The sequence below is a fragment of the Chitinophaga sp. Cy-1792 genome, assembly GCF_011752935.1.
Taxonomy (GTDB): Bacteria; Bacteroidota; Bacteroidia; order Chitinophagales; family Chitinophagaceae; genus Chitinophaga.
On record NZ_VWWO01000001.1, the window covers coordinates 672817 to 696819 of the forward strand.

Below are 24003 nucleotides of genomic sequence, written 5' to 3' on the forward strand. Positions count from 1 at the left end.
CTGTCTTAAAGCAATCCCTATTCAAAAACAGCCATTTTTAGCCCTTTTTAGCACCTCACCCCTATTTTGAACACAAGTACTCAGCCAATAATCGATCTTTCAATTTTACCCTATTTCTGAAGGCCACTTTTTAGCAATTTTGGCGTTTTTTTTAACAAAACTGCATTTGTGTGTAATAAAAAGGCCAGGTAAAATTTACCTGGCCTCTTAACAATTTTTATGTTGAGATTTTATCTACCCATGTACACCATAAGAATTTGTACATCACTTGGATTAACGCCACTGATTCGGCTGGCTTGTCCTAAAGTGCGTGGACGGATTTTATTGAATTTCTGTTTTGCTTCGGCAGACAGTGAAACCAATTTTCCATAGTCGAATGAATCCGGGATAATGAGATCTTCGAGTTGGCTCATCTTCTGTACGAGTTCATTTTCTTTTTCTATGTACACATCGTACTTCACCTGGATTTCTGCTTCCTCTAAAATTTCTGTATCGAAGTTTTCGAGTGCCTTTGCAATTTTAGGTACTTCGTTCTTCATAGAAATAATATCCAGACCTGGGCGCAGCAGAATCTGATGTGCTTTTTGTTTCTGTGTTAATGGAGCAGAAGATTTAGCATGAAGCAGATCACTGATTTCAGCAGGTTCGATAGACAGGTCGCGGAGGATTGTTTTCACTTTTTCCACGCCTTCTTTTTTCTGCTGTACACGCTGCATTCTTTCTTCTGATGCAAGTCCCATTTTGTAGCTTCTCTCAGTAAGACGGAGGTCAGCATTATCCTGACGAAGCAGGGTTCTGAATTCTGCCCTGGAGGTAAACATCCTGTATGGTTCCTCTGTGCCTTTATTGATCAGGTCATCGATGAGTACACCGATATAGGCTTCACTTCTTTTCAGCACAAATGGATCCTGTTCAGTTGCTTTCAGGTGGGCATTGATACCCGCCATTAAGCCCTGGCAAGCGGCCTCTTCATATCCGGTGGTTCCATTAATCTGGCCGGCGAAAAAGAGGTTTTGCAGATGTTTTGTTTCCAGAGAAAACTGCAGTTGGGTAGGTGGGAAATAATCGTACTCGATCGCATATCCCGGACGGAACATACGAACGTTTTCAAATCCCGGAACCATTTTCAGTGCTTTCATTTGTACATCTTCCGGCAGCGAAGTAGAGAATCCATTTACATAGATTTCTACTGTATCCCAACCTTCCGGTTCAACAAAAAGCTGGTGCCTTTCTCTCTCGGCGAAGCGGTTGATTTTATCTTCGATACTTGGGCAATAACGAGGTCCTGTTCCCTGGATACGACCCTGGAACATCGGAGACCTGTCGAACCCGGTACGAAGCATTTCATGTACCGCTTCACTGGTATAAGTGATCCAGCAACTTCTCTGTTGTTCAGGTTTTATTTTAGGAACATTCAGGTAAGAGAAACCAACGATTTCATCGTCCCCTTTCTGTTCTTCCATTTTAGAGTAATCGAGACTACGGCCGTCGATACGTGGAGGCGTTCCTGTTTTCAGGCGATCGCTTTCGAATCCGAGAGAAACCAGTTGTTCGGTGATACCGGTGGCAGCTTTTTCAGCTACACGGCCTCCGCCGAATTGTTTTTCTCCGATATGGATTACCCCGTTCAGGAAAGTACCGTTGGTAAGTACTACCGCTTTTGCCTGGATCTCATGACCCAGACCGGTAATAACACCATGACATCTTCCGTCTTTAACAAGCAGACCTTTTACCATGTCCTGGTAAAAATCTACGTTCGGCGTTTTTTCTAAAGCTTCTCTCCATTTGGCAGCAAACAACATGCGGTCATTCTGCGTTCTCGGACTCCACATAGCAGGTCCCTTGGAACGGTTCAGCATGCGAAACTGTATCATGGATTGGTCCGTGATAATACCTGAGTAACCACCCAGCGCATCAATTTCACGAACAATCTGGCCCTTGGCGATTCCTCCCATGGCCGGGTTACAGCTCATCTGGGCGATCGTTTGCATGTTCATTGTAACAAGCAAAACCTTCGAGCCCATATTAGCAGCAGCGGCAGCAGCCTCACATCCCGCATGCCCTGCACCTACAACTATTATATCGTATGATGGAAACATATTAAAATTGAAAGTGCAAAATTACATAGAAGTAAGGAGATTGTTGGGAGAAAGTGAAATGTTCCACGTGGAACATTTCAAAAGGTGTTTTAGGGTGAATTTAATGAGCAAACACAACCAGTGATAAATTATTAGCCAGGCAATAATTTACATGCTTCTGCAATTGCCGGATGCAATCATAAGCCATCTCTTTTTCAAAATCCTCGTCTTCCAGTTCCTTTAGTCGTTCGTCTGTTATCGAGATATGTTCCAGCTTATTCCGGAGATTAAGTAATTCATCTTCTTTCAATACCCCATTATAAATACCATCCTGGGAACCTGGAGGAAGATCATTTGAAAGCTTCCCATTTAATAATGTTCGCAAACTATTAAACTCAACTTGGAAGTCTTCCTTCAGATACCTGTCAATTAAGTCTGTTTCATAATGGAGCTTAATTTCATGATTGAATTGCAAACGCTCCCCAAAGTAATCGGCCATTGCAATAAATGCATACCAAAATGAAGCGGCAGCTTCCCAATCTTTAGGTTGATATCCATCAATAATTTGTTTCAATGCCTGCTGCATATTTAGTACCGGCAATTCCTTTCTACTGTATCGCTCAAAGCGAGGGCTTTTTTGAATCTCCAGTATTAGGGTTTCTTCTTTGGAGCCACATGCAGATTTTAGTCGCTCATAATTTACAGCATAGGAAAATAGGTAAGAACCCATCGAATAAGGTTTAAGGTAATAGGATAAATTTCCAGAAAGATATTTTAAAATAATGGAAAAGGATGAGTTAGCAAGAATAATAAAATCTGGGTAACCTGGTCAGCATTAGGGTGAATATCGGGAAGGGAAATTAGGATGCTTCGTTATTCTTCGTGCAAAGAAAAATGTTCCACGTGGAACATTTCTATACAATGTTTCACGTGGAACATTCCAACTTCTGGAGAAGTTTATGAATTAATCCTTCTTAAAGTAGAGCTTGATATTTTCATCCTCTTTCTCTGTCATCAGTTCCTTGTCTTTTTTAGACTTGTCTTTATAACCACAGAGATGCAAGGCGCCATGAAAAATAACTCTATGCAATTCCTGCTCAACAGAAACATCAAACTTAGCCGCATTTTCTTTCACCCTGTCAAAACTGATATAAATCTCACCTTCTGTAATGGCAGGATCTTCTGACATTTCAAAAGTGACGATATCGGTATAAGTATCGTGATTCAGGAACTGCTTATTTATATCGAGCAGATAATCATCAGTGCAAAAAATATAGTTCAATCCACTAAGCCCTTGCCCTTCCTTTTTAAACAAGTCAGCCAGATACTTCTTCAGACGGGTCTTATTCTTTAATCCCGACTTTACCTCATGATCATTAAAGTGTATTGCCATTGATTTATCTTAAAATTGATGTAAAAGTAAAGTGAAAAATGATAGCAGCTAATGTTTCTTTTTGCATATTGCTACATCGGAGGTAACTTTGCTGTATCATTCATATAATGTTCCCCGATGCCGAAATAAAGTTTAAACGGACCAATTCTTAGATAATGAAAAATGGCATTATTAAATTGTCCTCACTTGCTACAGGTAAAAGTGCAGTGATAATAGAGTTTGAAAAAGATGATCTTCATATCAAACTGATGGAAATGGGTTGCGTACCTGGCGAAACAGTGAAGATCGAAAAAATCGCACCGCTCGGAGATCCAATTTCTATCATGGTAGCAGGTTATAACTTGTCGCTCCGAAAAACAGAAGCTGATCATATTTGGGTAGAGGAAATTTAATCCTCTACCTTTTTTATACCCCGAATTTTCATTTACTTTTTTCATGTTCCCGGAGTCTATATCCCCATAATTCCTCCTTTTCTCTTCCACACTAATCACACATACCAATATACCAAGCGCACCGGCAGGATAGTGAAAGCAACTACTTAGTACCATTATTTCTTGCTAAAGAGAACTCCATTTACCAACATCCCTCTTGTTCCTTCAGGATCCTTTATTTAAGGTAAATAACGCCGTAAATAGCCCCTCAGACTTCGCCAGGCAATAATATTCCTATATATGGCCCATAAAGCCGTTCCAAGGGTTAAAAATCACAAATAATGCAGTGAGGAACCAGAAGCATACCAGGGAAATCAGAAAGATTCATTGCCATCACAGGTTAATGCTCATTTTATACACATCCGAAGCAAATAAATTCAAAAAAAATTTTTGAAAATCAGTGTAGACAAGGATTTATTCACATCTAAGCGGAGAAATAATGAGAAAAATATTCAAATCAATTACTAGCTCCCCTCTTATTCACATATCCAGCATGAAAAAATCAAAAAAAAATTTTGAAAATCAGTGTAGACAAAGGTTTATTCACATCTAACCAAGAAGATTTGCAAAAAGTTTTCCCAAATCCTCGCTGACACCCGCTTTATTCACATCTACATCGTAAAAATTCAAAAAAAATTTTTTGAAAATCAATATGGGTAAGGATTTATTCACATCTAACCAGGAAGAATTGTAAAAAGTTTTCCCAAATCCTCGCTGACACCCGCTTTATTCACAAATACATTATAAAAAATCAAAAAAAATTTTTGAAAATCACTGTAGACAAGGGTTTATTCACATCTATCGGAGAAAAAATCAAAAAAAATTTCTAAAATCATTGCTGGTACTCACTTTATTCACATATCTATCATAAAAAAAAATTTGAAAACCGCTGCAGACAAGGGTTTATTCACACCTATTGGAGAAAACATCAAAAAAAATTTCTAAAATCATTGCTGGTACTCACTTTATTCACATATCCAGCATAAAAAATCAAAAAAATTTTTTGAAAACCGCTGTAGACAAGGGTTTATTCACATCTATTGGAGAAAACATCAGAAAAAATTTCTAAAATCCTTACTCCCATTCACTTTATTCACATATCCATCAGAAAAAATCAAAAAAATTTTTTGAAAACCGCTGTAAACATAGGTTTATTCACATCTATTGGAGAAAAAAATCAAAAAAATTTCTAAAATCATTGCTGGTACTCACTTTATTCACATATCCACTATAAAAATTCAAAAAAAAATTTTGAAAATCACCGTAGACAAAGGTTTATTCACATCTATTGGAGAAAAAAATCAAAAAAATTTCTAAAATCATTGCTGGTACTCACTTTATTCACATATCCACTATAAAAAATTAAAAAAATTTTTGAAAATCACTATAGACAAAGGTTTATTCACATCTAACAAAGAAAAAATCAAAAAAAAATTTTGAAATCCTTACTGATACTCACCTTATTCACATTTCTACTTTAAAGAATCCGAAAAAATTTATAAAAAGCACTTCGTACCAGGTTATTCACAATTTTGTGGATTAAGTAGAAGAAAAGAGGAAATTAAATTTAAAGGCGCTCAGAAATCACCACCCTTATATCTGACAGGATCAAAAAATTCTATGCTATTCTAGGCAGACTACAAAGCTTCCCACAACGCGAAATTTTCTAAAATCCCGGCATAACCACGGAAAAAAAGAAAAAATTGAATCCTCAGCACCTTCCTTTATGCTATCAGAATGCTATCCCGGACATTATGCAGACGATTCATTAAATATTCAATTCTCAGCGCACAAGCTACCGGCTGAGAATGACTTCATTTTCTCTCAACAACTTTGAATTCATAAAAGGGAAAAATATGTAAATCTCAGCGCGCTCATTGTCCCTCGAGAATTGCATAAAAAATACCTTCATTAATCAGATAAAAGACGATTCCAAATATTGAATTCTCACGGCCTTCCGAAGGCGCTGAGAATCGCGCGAATAAAATGAAACTGACCAGATACCAATGGGACAATAATTCTCACGCTATTACCTATGCTGTGAGAATCGCATAAAAAATTAAAACACGGGGTAACCACAGGATTTTTTTAAATATTCTACTCACAGCGGACTCAAAAATTCAAATTCAACTTTCTTGTAAAGCCATTGTGCATAACCAGGTGAATATTTAAGGATATCCACATCCACTGTAAATGTGCATATGTGTATAAAAGCTTGTAATACAACTAAAATTTTCTTCTGAAAATAAAAACGAATGGCTTAAGAATCAGCTGAAACTCAATATAGAAGGGTATCCCCGAGATATTCACATCTGTTGAATTCTCAGCACACTTATAATGAGTTGTACTTAGCGCGTATGGGGATAATATACTGATCAGTGAGTAAAACTCAATCTATAAAATCAATTCTCAGCGCTTTGAACACGCGCTGAGAATTCAATATTTTTTATTTTCCTGAGGTATACCAAGGGAGAAAATTAATATTCAATTCTCAGCGCCCTCATTTTTGAAAAAAGAGCCTTGTAAAAATGTTATTTGTGAACAACTATGTGCAGATGTAATAATTACTGTGAAGTAGCTGGGGAAATATTTTGGGAACAACCTGGTTGATAACCTTGTAACTAATTGATTATTAAAATAAAAAGCGCTCAAAAAAATAAGACCATGTAATGTGATTACATGGTCTTAAAAAATGTGAATTATGTTGATAACTCAAATGATATTGTAAATCAATTGCTTAGAGCCCTGCTGCAGCTGAAATTTCTAACATTCTGTCAATAGGCTTTTTTGCTGTAATACGTAAAGTCTCGTCCATGTGGATTTCTGGCAACTCATACTCCATACACAGGTAAAGTTTCTCCAGTGTGTTCAGTTTCATATGTGGACAATCATTGCAAGCACATGCGTTGTTAGGCGGAGCCGGAATAAAACTTTTATCCGGGTTCTCTTTCTGCATCTGGTGAAGAATACCTGTTTCGGTAACAACGATGTATTCTTTCGCATCGTCTTTTTTTGCATATTTCAGGATACCGGTAGTGGAACCGATATAGTCGGCAACGGCAAGAACTGCTGGTTCACACTCCGGATGGGCCAGTATCTTGGCTTTCGGGTGACGAACCTTCAGTTTCATGATCTTTTCCAGGGAGAAAATCTCGTGTACCATGCAGGCGCCGTTCCACAAAACCATGTCTCTTCCCGTTTTTTTGACCAAATAAGCGCCTAAATTCCTGTCTGGGGCAAAAATGATCGGCTGGTCCTTAGGAACGCTTTCGATGATTTTTTCAGCATTTGACGAGGTACAGATGATATCGCTGAGCGCCTTGATACCTGCAGAACAGTTGATGTAGGAAATCACGATATGATCCGGATACTTGTCCCTGAACTTCTTAAACAGCTCTGGTGGCGCACTATCGGCCAGTGAACAACCGGCTTTCAGGTCCGGAAGCAATACTTTTTTCTGCGGACTGAGGATTTTAGCGGTTTCTGCCATGAAATGAACACCGGCAAATACGATAATATCGGCATCAGTTTTGGAAGCCTGTTGAGAAAGGCCCAGACTATCCCCGATGTAGTCGGCAATATCCTGGATATCCGGTTCCTGGTAATAGTGTGCGAGGACGATGGCATTCTTCCGCTTTTTCAAATCTTCGATCGCCGCGAACAAGTCCAAAGCTGGATCCACCGATATATCCAAAAATCCGTTGTGTTGCAAATTTTTTTTTGCGGTGGTTAATTCCGTAATCATATCTATATATCTATTTATTTATTTAAAAAGAAAAACCCACTACTATTAGGGCTGTGAATATGTGGAAATTAAATTTCTGACCTTGATACAAATGTAGTTGTTATTCTTTTTGACATCACTATCCACATTAAATTAACACGCTATTTCCGCGCCAATACTACATTTTGTACGCTTCATCCACATACGTGGATATCGTTAACCGTGTAAATCTTTTCGTTGTACACCCTATTAGGAAAATGTTGAAAGATGAGGTTAACAATCCACAATCCACATTTTAAAAATCAAAGGCAAACTTTTGGCAAAAAAACAAATTTAGTTTTACCTGTGGACAAGGGCATGTTTTCCCACCTTATTTTACGTTTTACAGGGGTTTTTACACATCAAATGTGGAAAAAAACGGGACGGGAGTCTTCGAAAGCCAAAAACGGTGTGCAACGCATTTAAGCCTGTTTTATTCACAAATCTCTGTGGATTTCAAAATCAGACTTTTACACAAATGTGAATAAGCCAGACAGGATAAGTTGCCCTTCATACTGCGAAAATATCACGCCTGTTCTGGATTTTAAAATGATAAGCGTATCAAAAAAAGGAACGTGAGAATATGCCGTTACTGTGGAAAACCTGTTAATGACATACAGTACCCAAAAGTGTTATAAGTCGCTCAAACCCAATACAGTAAAGGCTTTGAGCGCAAAAAATACTCTTTTGCAGTTACAGTTATTTTATTCTATTTTTGCTATCCTTAAAAATGTAGACTATATAATATATGTCAGTAATTCAGAAAATCAGGGACAAATACGCCGTTGTCATCGTAGTTGTGATTTGCGTGGCTATTGCTAGTTTCCTGTTGCAGGATGCCTTCTTTGGCAAAAATTCCATGACCCGTCGTTCGACATCTGTGGGTAAAGTAAATGGTAAAGAGCTGGACTATTCAGATTACCAACGTAGGATCACGGACTATGAGAACAATGTTCGCCAGCAGATGGGGAATGTTAATCTTACAGACGAAGATCGTCAGCAAATCCGTGAACAGGTTTGGAACCAGTTCCTGACTGAAGAAATTTTAAATGGTCAATATGATAAACTCGGCCTCGAAGTAACCGAAGCAGAAGTAATTGATCAGTTTAATGACAAACATAACAACCCTATTGTAATGCGTCAGTTTGGCCAGAATGGTAAAATTGATCGTAATTTATTACAACAGGTAGCTAAAGAAGCTAATAACAACGATCAATATCGTCTGGAATTACACCGTATTCAGGCTGATGTTGCCCGTTACCAACTCCAGAATAAATATCTTACACTGATCAGACAGGGTATTTATTATCCTAAATGGTTAGCAAAACAACAGCAGGAAGATAATAGCCAGACCGCCAGCATTTCTTATGTGAACGTTCCTTACGCTACTATCGCTGATGCTTCCATCAAACTGACAGATGCTGAACTGAACCAATTCATTCAGGCACACAAGCAGATGTTCCAGGTTGAAGAATCCCGTAAACTGGAATATGTTGCATTTGATGCCATCCCTTCTGCACAGGATTCTTCTGTAGCTATCAACCAGCTGGTGTCGCTGAAAGCAGAACTGGATTCTACCAAAGATATCGCAGGTTTCATCAACCGTAATTCTGAAACTAAATTCTATAACGGTTATATCGCCAAGAACGAAGCTAAATTCCCAATGAAGGATTCAGTAGTGGATCTGCCAGTTGGCGGCGACTTCGGTCCTTATTATGATAATAACCTGATCACCTACGCTAAAATGGTTGACCGCAAGTCTATGCCAGATAGCGTAAAAATCCGTTACATCCTGGTGGGTGTCAATCCTCAGGGCGGTGTTACCGACGAAATCGCAGCTAAACGCGCAGATAGTCTGAAAGCAGCTATCCAGGGTGGTGCAAACTTTGCTGACCTGGCTAAACAGTTCTCTGATGATGAGCGTACAAAGGAAAATGGTGGAGAAATGGAACTGACTCCTTCTACACAATTCCTGCCTGAAGTCACTGAATTTGCTATGACTGTTGGTAATAAAGGTCAGCTGAAAAGCATTAAAACGCAATATGGCTACCTGCTTACTGAAGTAATGGACCAGAAAAATATCGGACCAGCTATTAAAGTGGCTTACCTCTCTAAATCTGTTGAGGCTAGCAAAGAAACCAACAATACTGCTTATGGCCTGGCCAGCGACTTCGTAGCTAAGGCTAACAGCAAAGCTTCTTTCGATAAAGCTATCACTGAAGGTAAACTGGTGAAAAGAATCGCTGACCGCGTTCAACCAATGGATTTCATCATCCCTGGCCTGGGTCAGTCACGTGAACTGGTTCGTTGGGCTTATGACGCTAAAGAAAATGCAGTTAGTCCTGTATTTACACTGGACGACAAATATGTTGTTGCTGTACTGACTACCATCCGTCAGGAAGGTACTGCTCCACTGGCAGATGTTAGACAACTCGTTGAAGCTGAAGTAAGAAAAGAGAAAAAAGCAGCACAAATCATTGCTAAAATTGGTACGCCAACTTCACTGGATGCAGCTGCTAAAGCAAGCAACCAACCAGTGCTGAAAGCTGAAAGCGTATCTTTCGCTACGCCATTCATCGCTTCTCTGGGCTTTGAGCCTCGCGTAGTAGGTGCTTCTTTCAATAAGAAATGGGGTACTGCAGCTGTTTCTGCTCCAATCGAAGGCGGTAGCGGCGTATATGTAGTAAAAGTAGATGCTTACCAGCCTTCTGGTCAGCCAGCTATGGATATCACTGCTATGCAGGCTTCTTACGAGCAAGGTGTTGCTTCTATGCTGAATAACCAGCTGTTCAGTGTGCTGAAAAAACTCAGCAACGTGAAAGACACCCGCGGCAAACTCTTCTAATAAATACATTTTACTGACATAAGGGAACGCCTCCTTCTACTTAGTAGAGGGAGGCGTTTTTTATTCGTAAATTTGTAGTCTAAATGTGGATAAAATGGAAGAAATCGTAAATAAAGTAGCACAGAGCGGCATAGAAACCATCGACCTGGAGCAGTTTTATCCCCAGGGAGAAATCGTCGTTTTTGACCTGAAACCCTTCCTGTTCATGGAAATGATCCTGAAAGAGAAGGATTTCAGAGCAGCCCTGCAGTCGCACGACTGGGAACAATACCGCGGTAAAAATGTAGGAATGATCTGCAGTGTGGATACTGTTATTCCATTGTGGGCATATATGCTGGTAATGACTTACCTGCAGCCAGTAGCGGCTTATGCTGCCTTTGGAGACGCAACGTTTATCCACAATACCCTTTATCTCCGTAACCTGGCTGCCATCGATACAGCCGCACTTACAGACAAGAGAGTGGTAATAAAAGGTTGTGGGGATAAGCGTGTAGGAGAAATTGCCTATGCTGAAATTACCAGGTTGTTGTTGCCGGTGGTGAAAAGCATTATGTATGGTGAGCCTTGTTCTACCGTACCTGTCTACAAGAAAAAAAATTAAAACCAGCCGCGCTTCCTGAATAGCCAGATCATGAATATGAGAATGAAGGCCATTGCAAGTAATGTGAGAAAATAGCCATTCGGGGAGCGCAGTTCTGGCATATTAGTGAAGTTCATACCATAAATGCCGGCAATCAATGTCAGCGGGGCCATCAATGTTGTTACTACCGCCAACACTTTCATGATCTCATTCATTTTCAGGTTTAACTGTGTATGGTACATCTCCTGCAGGTTCATTACCATATCCCGGTAGTTTTCTGCCAGCTCCACACACTGAACAATGTGATCATAGACATCCTTAAAGTATTTGGTATCCCTGTCTTCCAGCAGATCACTTTCACTTTTTAAGAATCCGTTTACTAATTCCCGTACGGGTAATATTGCGCGTTTAAACACCAGCACTTCCCTGCGTAGGAAATTTATCCGCGCGAGTGTTTTGGTATTAGGCTGATGCTGAACCATGTCTTCCATCAATTCTATCCGCTCTGCGAGTTTATCCAGCACTACGAAGTAGTTATCCACAATCGCGTCCAGGAGGGAATAACAGAGGTAATCTGTCATGCCGGTGCGCAAACGCGAAGAGGCTACACGTAGTTTTTCACGGATAGGGTCAAATAAATCCCTGGATGGGTCATCCTGGAAAGAGATAATAAAATTTTTCCCCATTACAATGCTTACCTGTTCCTGTTCTACGATAGAAGTTTCCGCATTGAAATACATCATCGGCAGCAAACAGAAAAGTTGTTCACCAATTTCATCCATTTTGGCACGCTGGCCCACGCTGAGAATATCTTCTTCCAGCAAGGGATGTATCATAAAGCAGGTGGCGATCGCATGCACTTCTTCTTTTCTGATGCCATCCACATTTATCCATGATATGTCGGTGGATTCCAGATAGGGAAAAACTTCGGATACATTTTCGAGTGTTCTTTCTATCACATGGCTGGCGTTATAGTTGAAAACCGTGATTTTAACTGTATCGGAAGGTTTTCGCATGGATACTCCTTCCGCAGGATTGAACTGCATAATGCGTTCTTTCCGTTGCCGGAAGGGTCTTAGCACGTCCAGCACCTGTGGAATGGGAAGTATTTTCTTGTTAGCCATAACTCATGCGTTGTTTTATATATAGATCCGAATTTAAATTTAAATAAAGTTCTCTTAACGATTCTGTAATACCACGTGTTTAGCTTTGCGGCATTGTCGGACAAACCGGATGACATAACCATCGCTCCTATGACGACCCAAAGATATTTTTATTGTTTGTAAACCCCAGCTTGTTTTGTGACAAGCGAATTATTGAAAACCTTTATTTAAGCGGGTATCTGAAAAATTTATTCAGATATCCGCTTTTTTGTTGAAAAAAAGGGCGAGAAATCAAACCAACAGCGTGAGCAGGCAAAAAATATGTTGCTCCCTCTAACCCTATGGGGTATATAGGATAATAAATGTGGACAAAATTTGCTCATTTTTCGTGGATAAATAAAAAAATCCTGGTGGAATGAACCACCAGGATTATAAATGAAACTGAAGCCAGTATTAGAATTTAGGGAGATTGATCTCCGGATGCTGACCATTTGCCGGCCGTTCGAAGATATCCCCATATTGTGCATTGGCAGGTTTAAAACCACTATTCCAGAGGTAGAACCAGCCATTTTCGCTGCCGCCGCCATAGTCGATACGATCTTTAGCTTTTGCAGTAGCGTCATTGGAAAATTTCGCTTTAGTGAGCTCAATCCATTCGCCGGTATTGGTTTTTATCCAATGGTTACCGAAATAGCCTTTACGGCCGAGGTGGCCATTTTCGAAGGAGAAGTTTTCCAGAAAGGAATAGAGGTGTCCCATGTACTTGCCATCTTTAGGCGCGCGGAAACTGGCGATCAGCTTCCATTCATGATGTTCGGGAACATAGAAATAAGCAGTATACGTGGTATTGTTGCCTTCCGGAACGCTGTGCATCAGGAATTTATAGGTTTCGCCGGCTTTCCAGTTATAGAGCCAGTGGCTATGTCCGCCGGTACCTTCGCCACCAAATCCGCTGGCGTAAACGCTGTCGCCTTTGGCCAGCATAACCACCTGGTCTTCGTATTTAACATTATTACGGGTTTCCGGTTCTCCACCTGCATCCCATACAGAGAAAATGATGCGCCTTTCATCAGGACCATTCACCTGCATACCAAAATATCCGCGGTGGAAGCCGCAAGACATAAAATAAGTTCCTACTTTATCTTCTCCTTCCGGCACTTTTATTTCGCCATAGAACCATTCCACATTTTTTCCTTCCGGAACGGGATAGTTGAGGTGCACAGAAGCTGCGCGGCGCCATGGCTTCGGATTGAACTGAATATCTTTCACGGCGGCGCCTTCGAGGTTTACGGATTTTACATCTGCATAAACACTACCCTGCTTCTCCACTCCTCTTAAAGACACACAATAAAATCCTGGTGTTTTAATCTTTGTTTCCAGTGCGGATATTTTCGTGTAGTCGTTAGCGTTAATACTGATTATTTTTTCCGTACCATTTATTTTAACGGCTACTTTGCTTGCTGCATCAGCTTTTGCGGTGATGGCAACTTTTAAGTTACCAGGCGTGGCAACATGAAAATAGAAGTTAACGGTATTCTTATCATCGGTCCATTTGGATACGCCGTTGCGTTGATTGATCTGCACATTTTCTTCGGCAGGATCGGCATAGGCAGTAAAACCGGGGAGATCAGCCTGCGGCGTTTGTGCCCAGGCGTTGTTGATGGCACCCATAGCGAGCATGGTAGCCATTATCAGCCATTTCTTTTTCATTGTTCTTTTTTAGTTGATATATGGACAAATAAAAAGCGTAAATGAGGGAAATGCAATTTCACTCATCAAAAATTACACAGGGATGAGAATAAGAAATCCGGGTGATGGATAATTAGTGAGATGCTACTGTTTGAACGCCTTTCTTAGGTTTCTTGTATTTAATCTGAACGGTGGCAACGCCGGTGCTTACCATACCCAATTGCTTAGCGGCTTTTTTCGACAGATCGACGATACGGCCTTTGGCAAAGGGGCCGCGGTCATTTACATGAACGGTTACCGTGCGGCCATTAGCCACGTTGGTAACTTTTAGTTTGGTACCAAAAGGCAGACTGGGATGTGCAGCAGTAAGCCTGTTTTGTCGAAACACTTGTCCGCTTGCAGTACGTTTGCCATCGAAGCTATCTGCATAATAGGATGCCTTACCTGTTTGCGTGATACTTTTGCTGCATGCCGTGCAGCACAATAACAGTACTGCTACCAGAAATACAGGAAAGTGCTTTTTCGTTGTGGACATACGATATAAGCTGGGTTTAAAGGTTATTGTAAAAGTAGTTAAAAATTTAATGTGACAGGGATAAAGCCGGCGTGAACAATGCTATTCCACTGGTGTTTTTTGCATGGAAACGATAACCGCTGCATAAACACTTTACCTTATGGCAAAACTAGTTGCTGATCAAATTGTTGACATGCTGGCCAATGCCGGTGTAAAAAGGATTTACGCTGTTACGGGCGATAGCCTGAATCATATTAACGATGCTGTACGCAGAGACGGACGAATTCAATGGATACATGTACGCCATGAAGAAACAGGCGCCTATGCCGCAGGTGCTGACGCACAGCTACTTGGTATCGGTTGCTGTGCCGGCAGCAGTGGTCCCGGGCATGTACACCTGATCAACGGGCTGTATGATGCCCATCGGTCGGGAGCACCAGTGATTGCGCTGGCATCTACCTGTGAGACCACTGAATTTGGCAGCAACTATTTCCAGGAAACCAATACCATCAAGCTTTTCGATGATTGCAGCTGCTTTAACCAGGTAGCGGCAACGCCGCAACAGGCGCCACGCATGCTACAAATGGCACTGCAACATGCTATCGGCAAACAGGGCGTAGCCGTTGTAGGCATTCCGGGGGATGTAGCTGCCTCCAATGCGGTAGACATCACCATGTCAACACAGCTCTATCATCCCAGGCCGGTTATACGTCCTGCTGAGGCAGAATTACAATCGCTGGCAACCTTGCTGAAGAGCGCTAAGAAAATTGCCATTTATTGTGGCCATGGCGCCATGCCTGCCCATGATGAGATCGTACAGCTGTCGCAGTTGCTGAAAGCGCCTGTATCCTACTCTTTCAGAGCAAAAATGGGCATTCAGTATGACAACCCCCACGAAGTAGGAATGACGGGCTTATTGGGGATCGCATCTGCCTATAAAAGCATGCATGAAGCAGATGTACTGTTACTGTTGGGGACAGATTTTCCCTATGCCCCCTTTTTACCGGAAAAAACAAAGACGGTACAGATAGATATCCAGCCGGAGCGACTAGGGCGCCGTACCAACCTGGAAATGGGCCTCTGTGGAGATATCCGGGACACGCTGGTAGCCCTCCTGCCAATGCTTACCCCGCAGCAGGACGCAGATTTCCTGGATGCGATGCTGGAATTTCATAAAGAAGTAGAGAAGCGTTTACAGACGTACGTAGATGACCGTGGTAAAGAAGAGGCCATCAGTCCGGAGTTTGTAGCCAGCGTTATCAATGTACTGGCCACTTCAGAGGCAATATTCACGGTAGATACCGGCATGACCAACGTTTGGGCGGCGCGTTATTTACAAGGCAGCGCAAAACGTGTGCTATTAGGCTCTTTCAACCATGGCTCCATGGCCAATGCCCTGCCGCAGGCAATCGGTGCCTCGCTGGCACATAAAGGCCGGCAGGTGATTGCACTTTGCGGAGATGGCGGTATCAGTATGTGCCTGGGCGACCTGATGACCATCAAACAATATCATCTCCCAATAAAAATAATTGTATTTAATAACCGCTCATTAGGCATGGTGAAACTGGAAATGGAAGTGGCCGGAATCCCTGAGTGGCAAACGGATATGCTCAATCCCGATTTTGCAGCAGTAGCAACGGCGATGGGTATTTCTTCCTATACCATCAAATCTCCTGATGATGTACAAAAAACACTGACAACAGCACTCTCTTCCAATGAACCTGCATTAGTCAGTATCTATACAAATCCCAACTCACTTGCGATGCCGCCAAAGATTGAATTTGCACAGATGAAAGGCTATGCGCTGTGGATGGGGAAAATGATATTAGGTGGTAGATATGAAGATGTTTTTGATGCGATTAAATCGAATTATAAACATTTGAAAGATGTGTTGTAAATAGTAAGGGCTGGCATCAAATGCCGGCCCTTACTATATTGTGTGTATTTTTTCTAGAAAGGATATCCGATTGCGATATTTAAAACCAGGTTTTTCTTGCGCCAGTCAGGATCTCCGAAATCTATCTGATTTATCACCCATCGCTCGTTTTTAGGAAGATAAGGAACGCGTAATGGAAATGCCAGATCGAAACGTACCACTACGATAGATGCATCTATACGCAAACCAACGCCCGCACCTACTGCGATATCCTGATAGAAGTTACTGAACTGAAATTTACCGCCAGGTTGGTTAGGATCATCGCGCGATAACCAGATATTTCCGGCATCTACAAAAGCAGCAAAATTAAATACACTGGCTATATGCATCCTAACTTCAGAGTTGAATTCCAGCTTGACATCACCCGCCTGGTTAGCCAGCAGATTGGAGGTGTCCAGCGATGGGTTGCGATAGGATCCCGGTCCCAGTGTTCTTGCCCGGAAAGCCCTGATACTGCTACTACCACCCGTGAAATACTGCTTAACGAAAGGCAATGAATTTGACGCACCATAAATGCTGTTACCATAGGGCACACCATATCCCATCATCAGCCTGTTGATCCACTGTTTACCTCTGCCAAGCTGCCAGTAGTGGCGCGCTTCCAATGTTAAACGCTCGTATTGTGCGAACGGATTTTTAAAGATTTCTCTTGTAGAATCGCCACGCTTAGGAATGATCAAACCGGCCAGATTACCCGATACGTCAATGTTTCCACTGAGGTACCAGCTATGTACTTTGTTGGCAGCCTGGTTATTATAGGTGATGGTGTAGTTGCCACCCAGAATAAATTGCTTTGAAATAGCAGCACGCTGACTAGGATCGTTTTTCAGAATACTATCATATGCAGCCGTTGTTTTTGTAGGCAGCACATACGTTACAGCGATTGGCGCAAACTGATGCGTCAGGAACTTTGTACGCTGCCAGAGGTATTGTAATTGTACCGTGTAGGCGTTAAGGTTATATAACGCTGCCCTGCTATACAATTCGTATCCGAAGCTGACGCGCGTACGCGGAACATACGGTGTACGCGGGTTTATACGGAAAGGTGTCCAGAATCGAGGAATGGTTACAGCCACTTCTGCACCGAATCCATATGAGTTGGAGCCCCCGCTGGTATTGGCGCCTGTCTGCCATTCCATACCGCCACTGAGGCCTATCTCCAACAGGTCAGCCGCATGCAGCCAGTTACGGTTTTTAGCGGTAATTTTTACCAAGCCTCCCACGAATCCGTTCGACTTGGAAGTGCCTCTCAGCTCCGCCTGTAGCGAGCGGCGTTGATAAGGGGTCAGATAGAAACGGGCATCCAGCCAGCCGCTATCAGGAACGCTGTAATAACTGCCATACTGACGATAGAAACTGGCGCCACTGGTATCCCCGGCGGCACCACGTGTTGTATCCCGCTGTACCCGTGCATATATGGTATCTCCATTCGGCGACAGCATATTAGTAGTATCACGCACCTGTCTTCGTGGTGTTCCATCAGCGTTAGTAGGCGCATTCGGATTTACATCCCTGAAATTATGAATAGAAGTATCTCTTACTGTTCTGAACTGCCCCTTAATAAACTTGAATGTACCCAGGTTGATAAGGCGTTGCAACGTAATATTATGCGAGCTTAAACGGTAAAGACTATCCGGGCGCAGGAACACAGATTTATCAAATACCAGCGGACGAAAACGCTTCGTGGAATCAATGATCCAAATTCCTTTATAGTTCAGCGGTGTGCCGGTAGTAGAGGTAGAATCATTGTCTAACGAATAATCCGGATATAGAATTATATCATGTAGTTTGTAAGGTCTCAGCGCCGCAATGGGTGTGTTATCTTTTACTTTTACATACAAATCTACCTTTCCATTTTCTGTACTGTCTACCTGAACAATTAGGTTATCTGGTGTGAAATAGTAATAACCTTTTTCTTTCAGAATAGCGTGTATACGTTCCCGTTCAGCTTTGATACTATCGAGTGAATAAGGTGCACCAACCACCAGTGAGCTTTCTGATTGTGTTGCTGCTATTGACTTGCCAATGGCGGTACTATCGGTAATGAAAACAACTTTCTTTATGGTATACCGGTGGTGCGGAGCGGCGGTATATTCTATCGATGCTTTTTTCGATCCTTTTGTTTTTATTGCGGAGGTAACATCTGCCTGGAAATAACCATTATCAACAAGATATTGCTCCAGTACATTGGCCGTATAATCAGGCTTGGCCTGGCTCAGCAATACCGGTGGTTCTCCCCATTTTTTGCGTAACAGATAATTCAATCCCTTCCCTTTTCCTTTCGGTTCATGCCCCATATTATACAACCAGAGCTTGATCGGCATACCCAGAAATTTTTTATTCCTGTTAGGACGAATTCTCTTATTAAGACCATCAGATAATGTGGAATAATCTTTTGGCTTCTGCTTACTTTTCCATTTAACGCTACTGCCGGTGTAGAGTCTGTCATTCTCGGGTACAGACTTCGTTGTACTGCACGAGGCAATTGCCAGCCATATAAGGCAGCAACAAATAGTGGCGATGATATGGCTATTAGTCTTCTGCATTAGGGCTTTTATCCTGCTGATTTTTATTATTTGCTTTGTCTGCCGCACGTAGTTTTCTTGAAGAAATTCTTCCTTTTGCGCGTTGGAATATTTCCCGGAATTCGTCGTAATCCATTACCAGGATAAACGAAACACCGGTTTCTACGAGCTGGCCTTCTATCACAGACTGATCATTCTGCTGGTATACACGTAGTCTGTAGCGGCCATCGCGGCTAAGTTTATAATCCACTGAAATATCACCGAGCAAAGAGCTGGCATTTTGCTGGTTACCGGTGAGCATGATATTGGAACCAACGCTTACTGTCAGGCGATCATTAAAGAGATTTTTGGAAGCACCGACTTTAAGATTGGTTTGTTCCTGCGCACTACCGGAAGAATAGTCCTGTGTGCTTTGTAAATCGAAATTGAGATCTACACCTTTGATCAGGTTGCCGGCGAGGTTATTCAGCTGCTGGCTGAGGATCTTACTCACACTGTTTCTGGCGGCCTGTTCTACGCCACCACCGCCGTTATCGAAGGTGCTCATCGGATCATCAGGAATAAACGAATTCAATACAAGCAGGCCCATTACCTGTTTGTTCAATTCAGAAGGCACCTGATTAATTTGTTTAATGCGGTTATACGGTGTACCGTTGAAATCGTTGCGCTCTTTTTCCGGCATATCCAGCAGGAAGCTGATGTCTGGCTTTTGAAGGTTGCCTTTTATCATCAGGTATACTTCAAAAGGAACGCGTTGTTTATAGGTATTTCTTTCCTGCTGGCTAAGCCCTGTGAGCTGATCTCCAACCAGGTCGATCACCGGCGCATTCACGGTATATTTGGCGGTGATGTCCAGATCCGCGTCCATGGCATCGCCGTTGAAAGTGATGGCACTACCCTTCTGTATATCGAAAGAGCGTTTGATCAGCTGGTTCAGCGACATTTCATATTTACCTTCGCTTATCTCGTAACGGCCTGTCAGACTCATTTTACTACTTGGGTCTAACGTGGCGTTGATGTTGGCAGTACCTTTTGCTGTTACATAATCACCATTCTGGCTATCAATTACAATTTTTATGGTAGATGCTGGTGTTATCTCTGCGACAGCAGAAAAATTAATCCCTTTTAATCGTGGGTTCTGGAACCTCAGACTATCCAGACGTCTTAATACTGCAGAGTCTACAGGATTAGACATATCTACGAATTCCACCACGCCTTCTCTGTCAGCTATACCAGGGGTATCCTGTGGTAGTTTAATGGTGACGGAAGATTTATCGCGTAGTTTAACATTGGCGTCTACACGTGGCAAATCCATATTGCCGCGGATGGTGATCTTGCTATCTACAAATGCAGGACCATACAACATTTGGTCATTGCTCTGCTGTGGTCCCAATGCCATGAAATTATCGGCATTTACATTCAGGTTGAAGCTGAAACGTTTGTAATCGCGCGTGTTGATACGGCCATTAACAACCATTTCATTTTTCAGACTGTCGGCAATAACCACATTGTTGAACAGCACGCCTCTATCGTCAATAACGATGTCTTCATTAGGCAGATGGAGGTTGGTACCAAGATAGGTGACCACACCGCCTGCATTATCAAAATGAAGGCTGCCAGATACTTTAGGTTGATCTGTGGTGCCGGTTATATCGAATTTACCGCTGGCAGCACCGTACATATGTTCCATGTTGCCCATGGTGAAGGGCTCCAGGGTTTTCATGTTCAGGTTGTCTATCTGTAAATGTGCGTTGATAGTGGTATCGTAGGTACCTGCCAGTTGCACATTATTACCGTTGCCGGCGAGTGTTGCATCCAGTTTGTACTGTCCGGCCACCTGGTTGTCTACTTCCGCGTTGAGGGTGCCTAATGGCGTATTTTTTACCTCCAGACTATCTACTTTCAGTTTGGCGTTGATGATCGGCGATTTGTCCCAGTTGCGGACATTGGCGTCAGCATTCAGGAGGCCATTAGCCAACAGGGTATCTGTGGCGAGCAAGCCGGTAATCGTTGACAGCTGGAAGTTTTTGACCTGCAGCTGTAATGCCGGCGTGGTGGTGGTATCCGGCATCGTCACCAGGTGTATGGATTGATCGCCGTTAGACAAGCGGATATTCGCTGTATCAGGTAAACTATTTTTCAGGCGAAGGATATTGTTTTCATCCACGGCCCATTTCTGGTAATTGAGAAGCAGCGAAGGTTTCAGCGACAACTGCATCGCATTGCCGGAGAGGAAGGTAAAGATACCTCCCAGTGCATATTTAGGCTTATTCCTGATATCATCGAGTATCAGGTTGAAGTTGACCGCTCCTGTATCTGCATGGGCGGCCAGTTCCGTGTGGTGCAGCGGAAAAGTAGGGTGTGCCAGATGCGCAAGCGATATATTGGCCTGCATGGCAGTATCGAGGATACCCGCACTTATAACCAGGCTGTCTATACGTAATGAATCATATGCAATTTTAGGTGCATTGGCATTGAAGTTTAGCAGGCTGCTGTCGCTGTTAAAGCGGCCACTGATGATCAGCGGTTCATCGATACGCAAGGTGGGCATCAGTTCGAGGAGGCTATGCGGCCATACCAGCGAGCCTGTCCAGGCGAGCACCTGCCCTGGGGCAGGGATGATTATTTTTCCTGAATCCTCTGGTTCCAGCGGTTTCTGGATAACCTGCGCCATGGCAGTACCTATTTTCGTATAGTCGTACTGGCCCCAGGTGTTGATAATGCCCATTGGTGTTTTCAGGTCAACGTACTGTTGATCTGTGTATTTCGCTATCAGCGAAATAGTGTCCAGTGGTACTACCTGAGATTCGGTGATGATCTGCCATTTGGTAAGGAAGGCATTTCCGTCTATACGCCGTGGTTCAATGTTAGCGAAATTGGCGTTGAGGTTGCCGCTTAAAGTAAGCGGAGAACTATACCAATGTGTGGCAAAGAGATCTGCTTTGGTGAGTTCCATATCTACAAGCAGATCATGGACGGTGGTATCTGCCAATACCCCGCTGATATTGAATGTGGTGGTAATGCTGGTGTCCTGGCTTTCGCCCTGGGCATTAAATGTGCCTTTGGCGATATCAGCGTTTACGTGAATATCATGGTAGTTATAGCTGTTGTAATATGCATCATATAGCTGGATGTTGGCTTTTGCCGTCATACCATTTGCTGTGTATCCCTGACCGTTAGCATACAATTTTCCGTTGATCCAGCCCATGGTGGTATCGTACATCATTTTGCCCGGCTGGATGTGGAAATATGGCACATTGATATCGTACTGACTGCGGATTTTGTCTGTAATATTGACCAGGCGTGCTTTTACGTCCGCATTGGCGTATTCGCTTCTCAGCTGGACGTTGGTATTCATATTCTTCATACCTCCCACAAAGGAGCCGGTAATGAGGATATGTTCCGGTAAACGCGGAGTGTCTGGCAGCATACCTTTCGGCAGCCAGCCGCGCAGCGGTTTATTACCTGTCTGGATGTACAGGTTACTGAGGTTGGCATTCAGTTTATCCACATCTGTGGCGTGGCTTACCTGGCCGTTATTCACTTTAATGACGTTGCCTGTATTGTCGTTGACGTAGAGGCTTTTGATATTCAGCAGTCCGAGGTTGCCTTTCAGCATGGCGGACAAAGTGAGTTCTTTGTTCCACAGTGGGTCAAAAGACTTGTTTTTGCGGGCACCGGGAACAAAACCGAGCCATTCTCCCAGGGCTACGCGGACAGAGTCCAGGTTAGCATCCAGGCCTATTTTGTCCATGTCTTTCGTAACGGTAGACCAGGAAGGCACGGTAACGGCTATATTTTTTCTGAGAATGCTTTTATTGGTTTGTACGAGGAAATTGTTCAGCACCAGGCTTTGTGGCGTGAAGATCACGTCCATATTGGCCTTTTTGATGGTGAATCCTGACCAGTCGCGGGCAGCCAGCGAATTCAACGTAGCGCTGATCGTGTCTGGCAGGTACCTGACGTTTCGCACCTGTGTAGAAACATTTGACAGGTTCAGGTGATTATAGTCCGGGTCGGGGCCGGCAGCTTTAGGTGCCGGGGCACCATTATCGTAGCGTACGTTGAGTTTATCCAGATTGATGATAGATGCCACTACCTTCCATCCTTCGGAAGAAGAGGTGTCCGGAGGCGCCGGGGTATTGTCTTTCCCAGGTAAAAGGGTAACGATACCGTTGGCGTTTTTCATCAGGAGGCTGCCGATCAGGATACGTGCAGAGTCCTGGTCCAGACTGGAGTTTTCCAGCTGCAGCTTACCCAGATACCACACTGTATTGACATCTATGGCATCGTTGCTATACTGAAAGCTACTGTTGGTAATATTCAGTTTCTTCAGCAGCAGGTGGAAAGAGGCGCTGGCAGTATCGTTTTTTGGCGGCGGCGGAGCAGCACTGGTAGCCAGTTTAGGATTGTAATACTGTCTGAAATACCCGCGGAGTCCGTCGAGTTTTATCTCGCGAAGCGTATATAATCCATCATCTACCAGAATATCATCCGGGTCGAGATGGAGTTCTTTAAAGACAACAGCAGCATCCATACCTCCCGGCATATCCTCATAGCGGAGGGTAACAGCCTTGAGGGTGATATCTTTTAAAACATATTGCAGGCTGGTGCCGGTATGTGGCAATGTATCCGGTTTGCTGTTGGGTGATACGAAGGCATCTATGGCGAACTGGTAATTGAAGGTGGTATCGTTTAGCCTGTAGGCGTTAACCAGCACGGTATCCCATTCCAGCTTATTTATTTTCAATTCATTGCTGAGCAGCGACAACAGGTTGTACTGAACGCGGAGCGCGCGGGAATAAAGGAGCGCCTTATTGGTGGTGTCGGCAACATATACATCCCGTAATTCCAGGTATTGCCAGCCACGGGCGCGGAGGTATCCGATCCTGACTTTTGTGTTTAGTTTCTTTTGAAGATAGGATTCTCCCTGCTGACGCAGGTAATTTTGTACTCCTTCGATCTGAAGCAATAAAACTAACATAACGGGCAACAGGAGCACCGCTACAATTATCCACAGTAGCCATTTCCACCATGGACGACCTTGATGTTCTTCTTTTTCTTCTGGTTCTGTCACGTGATTATTCAGGGTAATTAAATAATTACTGAAATAAAACGCACCAACGTACGTATAGGTTTACTCGTT

Annotated in this window: 14 protein-coding genes; 5 read left to right on the forward strand and 9 right to left on the reverse strand. The window is 42.9% G+C overall.

Features of this window, described 5'->3' with window-relative positions; all coding sequences use genetic code 11:
• Positions 1 to 230: 230 nt before the first annotated feature.
• The 3 genes from mnmG to ybeY all read right to left on the reverse strand — a co-directional run bounded on the left by mnmG (position 231) and on the right by ybeY (position 3471).
• Positions 231 to 2099 carry a tRNA uridine-5-carboxymethylaminomethyl(34) synthesis enzyme MnmG gene (mnmG, locus tag F3J22_RS02830; RefSeq protein WP_167014079.1) on the reverse strand — a complete coding sequence of 623 codons (1869 nt, stop codon included), beginning with the start codon at positions 2097 to 2099 and terminating at the stop codon, positions 231 to 233.
• 100 nt (positions 2100 to 2199) lie between these two features.
• The gene (locus F3J22_RS02835; RefSeq protein ID WP_167014081.1) at positions 2200 to 2808 is read right to left on the reverse strand and encodes a hypothetical protein; all 609 of its coding nucleotides are present in this window, start codon (positions 2806 to 2808) and stop codon (positions 2200 to 2202) included.
• A gap of 234 nt (positions 2809 to 3042) precedes the next feature.
• Positions 3043 to 3471, reverse strand: coding sequence for an rRNA maturation RNase YbeY (gene ybeY, locus F3J22_RS02840; protein WP_167014083.1), 429 nt, complete (start codon positions 3469 to 3471; stop codon positions 3043 to 3045).
• A 155-nt stretch (positions 3472 to 3626) separates the two neighbouring features.
• Here ybeY and F3J22_RS02845 point away from each other — a divergent pair, with 155 nt between their 5' ends.
• The gene (locus F3J22_RS02845) at positions 3627 to 3863 is read left to right on the forward strand and encodes a FeoA family protein (protein ID WP_167014085.1); all 237 of its coding nucleotides are present in this window, start codon (positions 3627 to 3629) and stop codon (positions 3861 to 3863) included.
• A 2776-nt stretch (positions 3864 to 6639) separates the two neighbouring features.
• On the opposite strand, the gene nadA is transcribed toward F3J22_RS02845, so the two are convergent.
• Complete coding sequence (gene nadA / locus F3J22_RS02850) at positions 6640 to 7647, reverse strand: quinolinate synthase NadA (protein WP_167014087.1); 1008 nt, start codon at positions 7645 to 7647, stop codon at positions 6640 to 6642.
• Between the two features lie 246 nt (positions 7648 to 7893).
• Here nadA and F3J22_RS02855 point away from each other — a divergent pair, with 246 nt between their 5' ends.
• From F3J22_RS02855 to F3J22_RS02865, 3 genes are all read left to right on the forward strand, one after another.
• Entirely contained in the window at positions 7894 to 8091 is a 198-nt protein-coding gene (locus F3J22_RS02855; protein WP_167014089.1) for a hypothetical protein, read from the forward strand.
• A 322-nt stretch (positions 8092 to 8413) separates the two neighbouring features.
• A complete protein-coding gene (locus tag F3J22_RS02860) occupies positions 8414 to 10510 on the forward strand; it encodes a peptidylprolyl isomerase (RefSeq protein ID WP_167014091.1) in 2097 nt (698 codons plus the stop codon).
• 94 nt (positions 10511 to 10604) lie between these two features.
• A complete protein-coding gene (locus tag F3J22_RS02865; protein ID WP_167014093.1) occupies positions 10605 to 11111 on the forward strand; it encodes a DUF2480 family protein in 507 nt (168 codons plus the stop codon).
• Here F3J22_RS02865 and corA read toward each other — a convergent pair.
• The 3 genes from corA to F3J22_RS02880 form a co-directional block, all read right to left on the reverse strand.
• On the reverse strand, positions 11108 to 12214 hold the full coding sequence (corA, locus tag F3J22_RS02870) for a magnesium/cobalt transporter CorA (RefSeq protein WP_167014095.1): 1107 nt from the start codon (positions 12212 to 12214) through the stop codon (positions 11108 to 11110). The genes F3J22_RS02865 and corA overlap by 4 nt on opposite strands.
• A gap of 432 nt (positions 12215 to 12646) precedes the next feature.
• Positions 12647 to 13903 carry a DUF3472 domain-containing protein gene (locus tag F3J22_RS02875; protein ID WP_167014097.1) on the reverse strand — a complete coding sequence of 419 codons (1257 nt, stop codon included), beginning with the start codon at positions 13901 to 13903 and terminating at the stop codon, positions 12647 to 12649.
• 112 nt (positions 13904 to 14015) lie between these two features.
• Positions 14016 to 14417: a septal ring lytic transglycosylase RlpA family protein gene (locus tag F3J22_RS02880; RefSeq protein WP_167014099.1), complete on the reverse strand. Its 402-nt coding sequence runs from the start codon at positions 14415 to 14417 to the stop codon at positions 14016 to 14018.
• A gap of 139 nt (positions 14418 to 14556) precedes the next feature.
• Between F3J22_RS02880 and F3J22_RS02885 the strand changes: the two genes are divergently transcribed.
• Positions 14557 to 16293 carry a thiamine pyrophosphate-dependent enzyme gene (locus F3J22_RS02885; RefSeq protein WP_167014101.1) on the forward strand — a complete coding sequence of 579 codons (1737 nt, stop codon included), beginning with the start codon at positions 14557 to 14559 and terminating at the stop codon, positions 16291 to 16293.
• 53 nt (positions 16294 to 16346) lie between these two features.
• Here F3J22_RS02885 and F3J22_RS02890 read toward each other — a convergent pair whose 3' ends face one another.
• A complete protein-coding gene (locus F3J22_RS02890) occupies positions 16347 to 18878 on the reverse strand; it encodes a BamA/TamA family outer membrane protein (RefSeq protein ID WP_167014103.1) in 2532 nt (843 codons plus the stop codon).
• Positions 18865 to 23934: a translocation/assembly module TamB gene (locus F3J22_RS30785; RefSeq protein WP_167014105.1), complete on the reverse strand. Its 5070-nt coding sequence runs from the start codon at positions 23932 to 23934 to the stop codon at positions 18865 to 18867. The genes F3J22_RS02890 and F3J22_RS30785 overlap by 14 nt, the downstream gene beginning before the upstream one ends.
• Positions 23935 to 24003: the final 69 nt, after the last annotated feature.